Source organism: Streptomyces sp. McG3 (assembly GCF_018619185.1).
Lineage (GTDB): Bacteria > Actinomycetota > Actinomycetes > Streptomycetales > Streptomycetaceae > Streptomyces.
Genome location: NZ_JAAXYC010000253.1, coordinates 1 through 12,030 on the forward strand (window position 1 = coordinate 1; position 12,030 = coordinate 12,030).

Annotated in this window: 10 protein-coding genes and 2 pseudogenes; 8 read left to right on the forward strand and 4 right to left on the reverse strand. The window is 72.0% G+C overall.

What is annotated here, in order from left to right; genetic code table 11:
- Positions 1-194: 194 nt before the first annotated feature.
- From HET64_RS29595 to HET64_RS29605, 3 genes and pseudogenes are all read left to right on the forward strand, one after another.
- Positions 195-1,094 carry a MurR/RpiR family transcriptional regulator gene (locus HET64_RS29595; RefSeq protein ID WP_374105588.1) on the forward strand — a complete coding sequence of 300 codons (900 nt, stop codon included), beginning with the start codon at positions 195-197 and terminating at the stop codon, positions 1,092-1,094.
- Between the two features lie 74 nt (positions 1,095-1,168).
- A pseudogene (locus HET64_RS29600) lies at positions 1,169-1,306 on the forward strand (MerR family DNA-binding transcriptional regulator); the annotation flags it as partial.
- 162 nt (positions 1,307-1,468) lie between these two features.
- Positions 1,469-2,158: pseudogene (locus tag HET64_RS29605) on the forward strand (GyrI-like domain-containing protein); the annotation flags it as partial.
- A 63-nt stretch (positions 2,159-2,221) separates the two neighbouring features.
- On the opposite strand, the gene HET64_RS29610 reads toward HET64_RS29605, so the two are convergent.
- Positions 2,222-3,442, reverse strand: coding sequence for an amidohydrolase family protein (locus HET64_RS29610; protein ID WP_215110223.1), 1,221 nt, complete (start codon positions 3,440-3,442; stop codon positions 2,222-2,224).
- A gap of 327 nt (positions 3,443-3,769) precedes the next feature.
- On the opposite strand from HET64_RS29610, the gene HET64_RS29615 reads away from it, so the two are divergent.
- Entirely contained in the window at positions 3,770-6,727 is a 2,958-nt protein-coding gene (locus HET64_RS29615) for a BTAD domain-containing putative transcriptional regulator (RefSeq protein WP_215110224.1), read from the forward strand.
- Positions 6,728-6,932: 205 nt separating this feature from the next.
- On the forward strand, positions 6,933-7,109 hold the full coding sequence (locus tag HET64_RS29620) for a hypothetical protein (protein ID WP_215110225.1): 177 nt from the start codon (positions 6,933-6,935) through the stop codon (positions 7,107-7,109).
- A gap of 138 nt (positions 7,110-7,247) precedes the next feature.
- On the opposite strand, the gene HET64_RS29625 is transcribed toward HET64_RS29620, so the two are convergent.
- The 3 genes from HET64_RS29625 to HET64_RS29635 form a co-directional block, all read right to left on the reverse strand.
- Positions 7,248-7,643, reverse strand: a complete 396-nt coding sequence (locus HET64_RS29625) for a hypothetical protein (RefSeq protein WP_215110226.1) — start codon at positions 7,641-7,643, stop codon at positions 7,248-7,250.
- Complete coding sequence (locus HET64_RS29630; RefSeq protein ID WP_215110227.1) at positions 7,643-7,924, reverse strand: hypothetical protein; 282 nt, start codon at positions 7,922-7,924, stop codon at positions 7,643-7,645. Before HET64_RS29630 ends, HET64_RS29625 begins: the two co-directional genes overlap by 1 nt.
- 88 nt (positions 7,925-8,012) lie before the next feature.
- A complete protein-coding gene (locus tag HET64_RS29635) occupies positions 8,013-9,566 on the reverse strand; it encodes a FadD3 family acyl-CoA ligase (protein ID WP_215110228.1) in 1,554 nt (517 codons plus the stop codon).
- A gap of 96 nt (positions 9,567-9,662) precedes the next feature.
- Between HET64_RS29635 and HET64_RS29640 the strand changes: the two genes are divergently transcribed.
- The 3 genes from HET64_RS29640 to HET64_RS29650 form a co-directional block, all read left to right on the forward strand.
- Positions 9,663-10,811 (forward strand): lipid-transfer protein, encoded by a 1,149-nt coding sequence (locus HET64_RS29640; protein WP_215110229.1) that lies wholly within the window; start codon positions 9,663-9,665, stop codon positions 10,809-10,811.
- A 4-nt stretch (positions 10,812-10,815) separates the two neighbouring features.
- Positions 10,816-11,271, forward strand: a complete 456-nt coding sequence (locus HET64_RS29645) for a Zn-ribbon domain-containing OB-fold protein (RefSeq protein WP_215110230.1) — start codon at positions 10,816-10,818, stop codon at positions 11,269-11,271.
- A 4-nt stretch (positions 11,272-11,275) separates the two neighbouring features.
- Positions 11,276-12,030 (forward strand): enoyl-CoA hydratase/isomerase family protein (locus HET64_RS29650; protein WP_215110231.1); only part of this gene is annotated, 755 nt, incomplete at its 3' end.

The following is a 12,030-nucleotide window of genomic DNA, read 5'->3' on the forward strand; positions in this document are numbered from 1 at the left end:
GTGAGGAATCCGTGGGGACGGGGGTGGACTCCGTGGGAAGGGGTGCCATTCTTCTCCTCGCGACGGAACGCTTCGGCGACCGACGAACAGGGACCGGGGGCCGGAGACCGGCACGGTCCTGTAACGTCGATTTCAAAATGCGTTCCCTTTGGAACGTTCTGCCCAGGACAGTAACGCCGGTCACACGGAAGTCAATGCTTGTAATGGAAATTCCAGAGAACGAGACCGGAGTGACGCGCCTCCGTGCTGCCATTCGTGACCAATGGAACGATCTGTCCACTTCTGAACGGGCTGTGGCCCAGTACCTGGTGAGCGCGCCGGTCGAGCAGCTGCTCTTCGCCAGCGCGCAGCAGCTCGGCGCGGCCAGCTCCACCAGCAACGCCACCGTCGTACGGGCCCTGCAACGCCTCGGTTACGCGGGCCTCCCGGCGCTCAAGCGGGAGCTGGCCAACGACTTCACCTCGGCCGTCGCCCCCGAGGTGCGGCTCAAGCGGCGCATCGCGCACGTCGGCCAGGACCTGGACGCCATCTGGACCGATGTCTTCGACGAGGCCCAGGAGCGCATCGACCAGGCCCGCCGGCTGACCGGGCCGGACTCCCTGAAGCGGGCGGTCGCCGTCCTCGCCGAGGCCCGTGAGGTCTTCGCCTACGGGGTCGCCGCGTCCGAACCGGGCGCACGGCACCTGGCGTTGGCGCTCGGCCGGATCGGCCGCCGGGCCCGGGCCGTCTCGGAGACCGGGTTCGCACTGGCGGACCAGCTGCTGGCGCTCGGGCAGGGCGACGCGGTGGTGATCTTCCAGCCGGGGCGGCGGCTGATGGAGCTGTCGGTCCTGATGGAACGGGCCCGCTCGGTCGGCGCGAAGGTGGTCCTGGTGACGGACGAGCTGGGTGAGGCGTACGCGGACCGGGTCGATGCGGTGCTCACCGCGCCGCACACGCCGACCGGCATAACGGCGGAGTCCCTGACCGGGCTGCTGGTGGCCGACGCGCTGCTGCTGGCCCTGGCCACCCTGGACGAGGACCGGGCCGTCGGCTCCTCGCACCAGCTGACCGCCCTGCGCGAACAGCTGCTGGACCCGAAACGGCACGGCTGACGGAACAGCCGAGGAGCCCCGTCCCGGCGACGCTTGACCTTGACCCCGTGTGAAGGGGTCCAGTGGGAGCCAACATGTTCACCATCGGAGACTTCGCCAGGTACGGACGGGTGTCACCCCGGATGCTGCGCCACTACGACGCCATCGGACTGCTGACCCCCGACCGCACCGACCCCGCCACCGGCTACCGCCTCTACGGCGCGGCCCAGCTCGGGTCTCTCTTTTGGATCAGGCCGGATCAGGGAGCGGGACGTGGTGCGTGCAGCTGCAAGGCGGAGGAGGGAGTCAACGCGGAGCGTTGGCGACCGACGACAACGCCGCAGATGTGCGTGCCACGTCCCGCGAGCCCGGCATGATCCAAAAGAGAGGCCCCTGCCCGGCTCAACCGGATCATCGCGCTCAAGGACCTCGGCTTCACGCTCCAGCAGGTGGGGGCGGTCCTGGACGAGCGGGTGGGCCCGGAGGAGCTGCGCGGCATGCTGCGGCTGCGCCGGGCCGAGCTGGCGGAGGCGGTGGCGGCCGCGTCGGCGCGGCTGACCCGGGTCGAGGCGAGGCTCCGGTCGATCGAGAGCGAGGGGCACATGCCTGCCGACGACGTTGTGATCAAGGCCGTTCCGGCGGTCCGGGTGGCCGAGCTGACCGGAACGGCCGCGAGCTATCAGCCGCAGGACATCGGGCCGGTGATCGGCCCGCTGTACGAGCGGCTCTTCCCGCTCCTGGAGGGAGCCGGCCTCCGGCCCGCCGGTCCCGGAATCGCGCGGTACGAGGACGCCCCCGAGGGCGGCGGCGCGATCACGGTGCACGCCGGGGTGACGGTGTCCGCCCCGGTGGGGGCGGTCGGGGACACGGAGGTGCGGGTGGTGGAGCTGCCGCCGTTCGAGGCGGCCACGATCGTGCACCGGGGCGCGATGGACGACGTCCTGTCGACGACCCACACCCTGGCGCGCTGGCTGGACGCCAACGGCTACCGCTCCACCGGCTACAGCCGCGAGGTCACCCTGGAGTGCCCGCCGGACCGCGGGAGTTGGGTGACGGAGCTCCAGGAACCGGTGGCGAAGGGCTGATCCCGGTCCGATGCGTACGGGGAGGGGCCCGTCGCCCCCCTCCCCGCACGCGGGCCCTGGGGTCTACGCCCCCGCCCAGAGCCCGTCCTCGGTGAGCCCCAGCAGGCCGATGGCGTTGCCGCGCACGATCCGGTCGACGACGTCCGGGGCCAGGTGGCCCATCTGCTCCTCGCCGACCTCGCGCGAGCGGGGCCAGGTGGAGTCGGAGTGCGGGTAGTCCGTCTCGTACAGCACGTTGCCGACACCGATCGCGTCGAGGTTCTTCAGCCCGAAGGCGTCGTCGAAGAAGCAGCCGTAGACATGCTCGGCGAACAGTTCGGACGGCGGCCGGTGGACCTTCTCGGCGACCCCGCCCCAGGCCCGGTTCTCCTCCCAGACCACGTCGGCGCGCTCCAGGATGTACGGGATCCAGCCGATCTGCCCCTCCGCGTACATGATCCGGAGGTTGGGGAAGCGCTCGAACTTGCCGCTCATCAGCCAGTCGACCATCGAGAAACAGCAGTTGGCGAAGGTGATGGTGGAGCCGACGGCGGGCGGGGCGTCGGCGGAGGTGGACGGCATCCTCGACGAGGAACCGATGTGCATGGCGATGACGGTGCCCGTCTCGTCGCAGGCCGCCAGGAACGGATCCCAGTCGTCCGCATGTATGGACGGAAGCCCGAGATGGGGAGGTATCTCGGAGAATGCGACCGCGCGCACGCCCCGCGCCGCGTTGCGCCGGACCTCGGCGGCGGCGAGCTCCGCGTCCCACAGCGGGACGAGGGTGAGCGGTATGAGGCGGCCGTGCGCCTCGGGGCCGCACCACTCCTCCACCATCCAGTCGTTGTACGCGCGCACACCGAGGAGCCCCAGCTCGCGGTCCTTGGCCTCGGTGAACGTCTGCCCGCAGAACCGCGGGAAGGTCGGGAAGCAGAGCGCGGACTGGACGTGGTTGACGTCCATGTCGGCCAGCCGCTCCGGGACCGAGAACGAGCCCGGCCGCATCTGCTCGTAGGTGATGATCTCCAGTTTGATCTCGTCCCTGTCGTAGCCGACGGCGGTGTCCAGGCGGGTGAGCGGACGGTGCAGGTCCTCGTACACCCACCAGTCGCCGACCGGCCCGTCGTCGCCCTTCGCCCCCATCACGGGGGCGAACTTGCCGCCCATGAAGGTCATTTCCTTCAGCGGTGCGCGGACGACGCGCGGCCCGGAGTCCGCATACCTGGACGGGAGCCGGTCCCGCCAGACATGAGCGGGCTCCACCGTGTGGTCGTCCACCGAGATGATCTTCGGGAAGGTCTCCATGCGTTCCACGGTAGCGCTGATCTGACGAACCGTCAGCTACTGTGCGCGCATTGGGAGGGGGCTGGAGCGGGGTACGGCACGGGGCGCGGCGCAGGGGCACGGCACGCGGCACGGTTCCCGAATCGTTGTCGAGGGCTTGTGCAGAGCGTCACCCACTGCTGACGAGTCCGCCCGAGACAAGGCAGACTGTTGAGCGCGATACCAGCGGTACCGCGCCATCCGGATGCATACCGCACTTCGACGCACGGGCGGACATACGGACGCGGGCAGCACCGGCAGGATCCGCAGACGAGCGGGACCGGCAGGCGAGCAGGACAGGGGGCATCAATGGACCGTGACAACGGGCCACGCGTGCGCGTACCGGAGCAGCGAGCTCCTTCGAAACCGGTTACGGCGGACGCCCTCAGGTTCACCGTGCTCGGCCCCGTACGGGCCTGGCGGGGCTCGGAGCTGCTCTCCTCCGGCTCGCCCCAGCAGCGCGCCCTGCTGGCCGCGCTGCTGCTGCGCGAGGGCCGGACGGCCACCGCGGGCGAGCTGATCGACGCGTTCTGGGGCGAGGACCCGCCCTCGCAGGCGCTGGCCACGATCCGGACGTACGCCTCGCGGCTGCGCAAGATCCTGGGCCAGGACACCCTGGTGAGCGAGTCCGGCGGCTACGCGATCCGCACCGAGCGCTCGGCGCTCGACCTGACGCTGGCGCAGGACCTGGCGGCCGAGGCGGAGAAGGCCCGCGCGGCCGGGGACCGCTGCCAGGCGCGCACGCTGATCAACAAGGTGCTGGGCCTGTGGGACGGCGAGGCGCTGGCCTCGGTGCCGGGCCCGTACGCCGACAACCAGCGGACCCGGCTGGAGGAGTGGCGGCTCCAGCTGACCGAGGCGCGGCTCGATCTGGACCTGGAGGTCGGCTGCCACGCGGAGGCCGTCTCGGAGCTGACCGCGCTCACCGCCGCGCACCCGCTGCGCGAGCGGCTGCGCGAGCTGCTGATGGTGGCGCTGTACCGCAGCGGCCGGCAGGCCGAGGCCCTCGCGGTGTACGCGGACACCCGCCGCCTCCTCGCGGAGGAGCTGGGCGTCGACCCGCGCCCCGAACTGGCCCAGCTCCAGCAGCGCATCCTGCGCGCCGACGAGGAGCTGGCGCGCCCGGCGGACGAGCCGGCGCCCGCGCCCGCGCCGCTGAAGCCGGCGCAGCTTCCCGCCACCGTGCCCGACTTCACCGGCCGGTCCGCGTTCGTGACCGAGCTGGGCAGCCGTCTCGCCACCGCCGAGGGCTCGGTGATGGCCGTCTCCGCGGTGGCCGGGATCGGCGGCGTCGGCAAGACGACGCTGGCCGTGCACGTCGCCCACCAGGCCCGCCGGCACTTCCCCGACGGGCAGCTCTACGTCGACCTCCAGGGCGCGGGGGCGCGGGCGGCCGAGCCGGAGACGGTGCTCGGCTCGTTCCTGCGGGCGCTCGGCACGGCGGACTCGGCGATCCCGGACACCTTGGACGAGCGGGCCGCGCTGTACCGCTCGACGCTGGACGGCCGCCGCGTCCTGATCCTCCTCGACAACGCCCACGACGCCGCCCAGATCCGCCCGCTGCTGCCCGGTACGCCGGGGTGCGCGGCGCTGGTGACGAGCCGGGTGCGGATGGTGGACCTGGCCGGGGCGCATCTGGTGGACCTGGACGTGATGTCGCCCGAGGAGGCGTTGCAGCTCTTCACCCGGATCGTCGGCGCGGAGCGGGTCGGCGCGGAGCGCGAGGCGGCCCTCGACGTGGTGGCCGCGTGCGGCTTCCTGCCGCTGGCCATCCGCATCGCCGCCTCGCGCCTGGCGGCGCGCCGCACCTGGACGGTCTCGGTCCTCGCCGCCAAACTCGCGGACGAGCGCCGCCGCCTGGACGAGCTCCAGGCGGGCGACCTCGCGGTGAAGGCCACGTTCGAACTCGGCTACGGCCAGCTGGAACCGGCCCAGGCCCGCGCCTTCCGCCTGCTGGGCCTCGCGGACGGCCCGGACATCTCCCTGGCCGCGGCGGCGGCCCTGCTGGACCTGCACCCGCACGCGGCGGAGGACCTCCTGGAGGCCCTGGTCGACACGAGCCTGGTGGAGTCGGCCGCCCCGGGCCGCTACCGGTACCACGACCTGGTGCGCCTCTACGCGCGTGCGTGCGCCGAGCGGGACGAACAGCCGCCGGTGCGGAGGGAGCTGGCGCTGTCGCGGCTGCTGGACTTCTATCTGGCCACGGCCGCGGGGGTGTACGCGCTGGAGCGGCCGGGGGACCGGCTGGCCGATCACCGGGAGCCCACCCAGTACAGCGGCCTGACCTTCGCCGACCGACACAACGCGCAGGACTGGCTCTACACCGAGGCCAACTCCCTGCTCGCGTGCGTACGTCAGGCGTCGGGGGCCGGAGCGGTACGCCGGGCGGTCGATCTGCTCTGGGCCACCAAGGATCTCGCGGAGTCGGGCGCGAACTCCAAGCAGTACGAAGCCGCGGCGATCACGATGCGCGATCTGGCACGGTCCAGCAACGATGCGCGGGCCGAAGGACGGGCGCTGATCACCCTCACCAACGCGCGGCTCGTCGCGGGCCGGTTCGACCAGGCGGAGCGGGACGCGCAGCGTGCCATGCGGCTCGCCCACGCGGTGGACGATCCCCTGCCGAGCTGCTGGGCCCCCAACGACCTCGGCATCATCGCGCTGTACCAGAACCGCCATGCGGAGGGTGAGGCCTACCTCGAACAGGCCATCGCGAACTTCCGGGCCGACGGCAACCGTCCGGGCGAGGCGAGCGCCCTGTGCAACCTCTCCCGCATCCACCTCGCGATGGGAAACACGGCGAGCGCGGTGGCCCTGGCCCAGCAGGGCATCGACATCTACGACGAACTGGGCCACGCGCTGCGCGGAGCGAACGGCCGGTACGCCCTGGGGCTCGCCCTCACCCAGAGCGGGCGGCTCGCCGAGGCCACGGACCAGCTCCACGAGGCACTGGCCGTGTTCCGGGACAGCCGGCAGCGCCTCTGGGAGGGCATGGCGACGTTCCGTCTGGCCGAGGTGGACCTGGCGGCCGGGCTCCCGGCGCAGGCGGCCACGAAGGCCGAACAGGCCCTCGCCGTGCTGCGCGGTATCGGCGGGGAGTGGCGGCGTGGCAACGTGCTCACCGTCCTGGGCCAAGCGCTGAACGACATCGGCCAGCCCGGCCGGGCCCAGGTGTGCTGGCGCGAGGCGCTCGACATATACGAGACGCTCGGTTCGGCGGAGGTCGCGGCAGTGAGGAAGCTGCTGACGCCGACGCTGTCGACGTGAGACCGCGAGGAGCGTTCATCATTCGTTTATCGCGCCCCGACATGGTGGTTCCAGTCGTTCCGTCGCGTCGGGGGGCAGACGGGCCGGCCTCGGCCGCAGAGGTAGGTTGAACGGCCGAACGACACCCGCCCGGCAACCCGACGGGGGAGTTGCCGGGCGGGCTCGTCGAGTCCGAGCACAGCCATTCAGGGAGCTGGAGAACACCATGAGCGAAGCGCAGAAGAAGCCGGTCGTGAAGCCGCTCGACAACCACGCCACCGGCGGGGAAGCCACGACGCAGGACAACCACGCGACGGGTGGCGTGCTGAAGCCGCTGGACAACCACGCCACCGGTGGCACGGCCAAGCCGCTCGACAACCACGCGACGGGCGAGCCCGCCTAGACCTTCCCGACGGGGATACGGGGGAAGCGACCGCGGCGACGCCGAGGGGGAGCCGCCGCGGTCGCGGTACGGGGGAATGTGTGAGGGGCCCGAGTCGGGGGAAACGCTCGGGCCCCTCCCGCATGTCCGGGACCGTGCCTACAGGCCCCGCAGCTGGACCCTCGGCCGGCACAGCTTCCGCAGGTCGTCCACGTCGGACGTGAAGAGCGCCGTCCGGCCCGGCTGCCGGTTCGCGATCGCGGCGAGGGCGGCGTCGATGGCGTACTTGTGGCCGTGCAGCCCGGCCTCGCGCAGGAGGCGGATCGCCTCGTCGGCGATGTCCTTGGTGACGGGTTCGACGACGATCCCGGACATCGCCCAGTCCCACACCGGCCGCCGGATCTTGCTGTGGTATGCCTCGACCAAGGTCATCGAGCTGGTCACCACGCGGATGCCCGCCCGGTGGGCGTCCTTGAGCCGGCTCTTCATCCCCGGGTTGCCGAGGGCCGCCCGCGAGACGGCCTCGCAGTCCAGTGCGTACGTGATGTCCGGCATCAGGCGGCCGCCGCTTCCCGGCGTGCGGGGGCGTCCGCTTCCTGGTCGGTGAACCACTGCTCGATCTCGCGGCGCTCGGCCTCGGCCGCCGTCAGGTCGGCGTCGGTGACGGGGCCGTATTCGCCCTCCAGGCGCTCCACCAGCTCGCCCAGCCGGTCATGCTCACGCTGCCGCTCTATGGCCCGCGTGACATACGCGCTGAACGCGCCGGGGCCCACCTCGCTGCGGATCTCCTCCGCCAGCTCCTCCGGCAGGGTGACCGTGTACTTCTTGGTTGCCATACCCTCGACCATACCGTCACGAGGGTCGCGATGCCCTCCCTCGTTCACCCCATCCGGTGAAACCGAACGAACGTCCCCGACCCGGGGTCTACCGCCCCCGCAGCTCCCCCTTCACCACCTTGCCGCTCGCGTTGCGCGGCAGCTCCGGGAGGAACTCCACCGCCCTCGGCACCTTGAAGTTCGCCATCTCGCGGCGGGACCAGGCGATCAGGTCGTCCGCGGTGAGCGTCGCGCCCCGGCGGCGGACCGCGTAGGCCTTGCCGACCTCGCCGAGCCTCGGGTCCGGGATGCCGACGACCGCGACGTCGGCCACGTCCGGATGGAGGCCGAGAAGCTGTTCTATCTCGGCCGGGTAGGCGTTGAAGCCGCCCACGATGAACATGTCCTTGATCCGGTCCGTGATCCGCAGGTTCCCCGCCGCGTCCAGGACGCCCACGTCGCCCGTGCGGAGCCAGCCGTCCTCGGTCATCGTGGCGGCCGTCGTGTCCGGGTCCTCGAAGTAGCCGCCCATCACGTGGAAGCCGCGGACCTGGACCTCGCCCGGAGCACCCGGTTCCGCCAGGACGCGGAGCTCGGTGCCGGGGATCGCGCGGCCGGACGTGGTGGCCACGACCTCCGGAGCGTCGCCCCGGCGGCACATGGTGACGATGCCGCTCGCCTCGGAGAGGCCGTACGCCGTGAGGACCGTCGCGATGTGGAGTTCCTCGCGCAGGCGCTCCACCAGCTGGAGGGGGACCACCGCCGCGCCGGTGACGACCAGGCGGAGGGCCGAGAGGTCGTGCGCGTCGCGTGCCGGGTGGTCCAGGAGCGACTGGTGGAGGGTCGGCGGGCCGGGCAGGACCGAGATCCGCTCCGCCGCGATGTTCGCCAGCACCGTGTCCACGTTGAACACCGACTGCGGCACCATCGTGGCCCCCCGCATCAGACAGGCGATGATCCCCGCCTTGTAACCGAAGGTGTGGAAGAAGGGGTTGACGATGAGGTAGCGGTCGCCTTCGCGCAGACCCGCGAGGTCGCTCCAGATCGCGTACGCGCGCAGCGTCTGGGCGTGCGTGATGACCGCCCCCTTGGGAGCGCCCGTGGTGCCGGAGGTGTAGACGATGTCGGAGGGGTCCGAGGGGTCGATGCGGGCAGCCCGTTCCCGTACGGCGGAGGACGGGACGCCCTCCCCCGCCGCCAGGAAGTCCGGCCAGCTCGTGTAGTCCTCGGGGGCCGTGTCCGCGAGGACCACGACCCGCTCCAGGTCCGGCAGCCTCACCTCCGCCCGCCGCAGCGACGCCACGTACGAGGTGCCCAGGAACGTGCCGGTGACGAACAGCAGCCTGGCCCTGCTGCGCCGCAGGATGTACGCCGCCTCCGTGCCCTTGAAGCGGGTGTTCAGCGGGACCAGCACCGCGCCGGCCGTCACCGCCCCGAGCGCGGAGACGATCCAGTCCAGGGTGTTCGGGGCCCAGATCGCCACCCGGTCCCCCGGCTCCACGCCGGAGGCGAGGCAGGCGGCCGCGGCCCGCTCCACCCGCTCGCCGAGCTCGGCGTACGAGAGCCGGGTACGGCCGTCGGCCACTGCCTCGGCGGAGCCGTACCGCCGCGCCGCCGCCCGCACCAGCTCCGGGATGCTGCCCCATTCCTCGTCGCCTCGCATCACGCGCCCTCCTGCCGCCGCACTAGCTGACTATCCGTCAGATTAGCGGTAGCCTCTGCCGCTGTCAGCAGGGGCGACGGTGCGGGAGGTCAGCGGATGGCAACGCTCAAGGACGCGACGGCGATAGCCGGGATCGGGCAGACGGCGTTCGCGAAACGACTCCCCGAGTCGGAGAAGACCCTCGCCTGCCGGGCGATCCTGGCGGCCCTCGACGACGCGGGCATCGCCCCCGCCGAGGTCGACGGCTTCGCCTCGTACACGATGGAGGAGACCGATGAGGTGGAGGTCGCCAAGGCGATCGGCGCCGGCGACGTCACGTTCTTCTCCAAGGTCGGTTTCGGCGGCGGCGGTTCCTGCGCCACGCTCGCCCACCTCGCCGCCGCCGTGGCCACCGGGCAGGCGAGCGTCGGCGTGGCCTGGCGGTCGCGCAAACGCGGCTCCGGGCCCCGGCCGTGGAAGAACACCGCCGTCCAGCTCCCCACCCCCGCCCAGTGGACCCGTCCCTACGGGCTGCTGCGGCCCGCCGACGAGATCGGCATGCTGGCCCGGCGCTACATGCACGAGTACGGGGCCACCCGCGACCATCTCTTCAACGTGGCGCTCGCCTGCCGCAACCGGGCCAACCAGAACCCGGCCGCCATCATGTACGACCGCCCGCTGACCCGCGAGATGTACATGACCTCCCGCTGGATCAGCGAACCCCTCTGCCTCTTCGACAACTGCCTGGAGACCGACGGGGCACTGGCCTGCGTGATCGTCTCCGCCGAACGCGCCCGCGACTGCCGGCAGAAGCCCGTCTATCTCCACTCCGTCGCCCAGGGACTGCCCGCCCAGCACCACGGGATGGTCAACTACTGGAACGACGACCCACTGACCGGGCCCGCCTGGACCGCTGCCCGACAGCTCTGGAAACAGGCTGACTTCGGGCCCGACGACGTCGATGTGGCCCAGATATACGACGCGTTCACCCCGCTCGTCCCGCTCTCCCTGGAGGGCTACGGCTTCTGCGGGCGCGGCGAGGGCGGCGCGTTCACCGAGGGCGGGGCGCTGGAGAGCGGCGGGCGGCTTCCCGTCAACACCGGGGGCGGCGGACTCAGCGAGGCGTACGTCCACGGTTTCAACCTCATCACCGAGGGCGTGAAACAACTGCGCGGCACCTCCACCGCCCAGGTTCCCGACGCCGCCACCTGCCTGGTCACCGCAGGTGAGGGCGTTCCGACGTCGGCCGTACTGCTGAGGAGTTGAGGACATGGCCGTGAACGATTCCCTGCTGCTTCCCGTCGCCGACGAGGACGGCGCACCCTTCTGGGAGTACACCGCGCGCGGTGAACTGCGCGTACAGGCCTGCGCCTCCCCCGCCTGCGGCGAACTGCGCTTCCCGCCCCGGCCCTGCTGCCCGCACTGCGGGTCGTTCGAGAGCGTGTGGCGGGAGATGAGCGGGCGCGGCCGGCTCTGGTCGTACGTCGTCCCGCATCCACCGCTGCTCCCCGCTTACGCCGAACAGGCTCCGTACAACGCGGTGTTGGTCGAGCTGACGGAGGCCCCGCACATCCGGCTGGCCGGAAACGTCGTCGCCGCCCCGGACGCCCCGCTGAACTCGGTGGACCCGGCGCGGCTGCGGATCGGGGCACCGGTGCGGGCCGTGTTCTGCCCGGCGGGGCCGGGCGGCGGCGTCACGCTCGTCCGCTGGCTCCTGGAGCGGTGAGCGGATGGCCCTGCGCATCGAGCGGGACGAGGAGGCGGGGGTCGCGCTCGTCACCCTGGACCGACCGGCGAAACTCAACGCGATCGACCTGGAGACGGCAGACGAACTAGCAGCGCTGTGGCGGGAGTTGCGGTACGACGAGTCGGTGCGGGCGGTCGTCCTCACCGGGGCCGGGACGCGTGCCTTCTGTACGGGGATCGACCGGGGCGTCACCGTGCCGCAGCCCCCGTCCCCGTACACCGTCGACGATCCCCTCCTGCGGATCGGCCCCAAGGCGAACGACCTGTGGAAGCCCGTGGTCGCGGCGGTGGAGGGGATGGCCTGCGGCGGGGCGTTCTATCTGCTGGGCGAGGCGGAGTTCGTGGTCGCGTCCCGCGAGGCGACGTTCTTCGACCCGCACACGACATACGGGATGGTCTCGGCGTACGAGGCCATCGCCATGGCCCAGCGGATGCCGTTCGGGGAGGTCGCCCGGATGTCCCTGATGGGCACGGCGGAACGGCTGGGCGCCGGGCGGGCGTACGCGATCGGGCTGGTCAGCGAGGTGACGGAGCCGGGCGGCGCGGTGGCGGCGGCGCTGCGGTCGGCGACGGTGATCGCCCGCTACCCGACGGAGGCGGTGCAGGGCACGGTCCGGGCGGTGTGGTCCGCGAAGGAGGCGGCCAGGACCCAGGCGATGTCCCAGGCCCCGGCGCTGATCGCCCTGGGCAATCTGTCCCCGGAACGGCAGGCGGAGCTGTTCGAGGGGCGGGGCGGGGG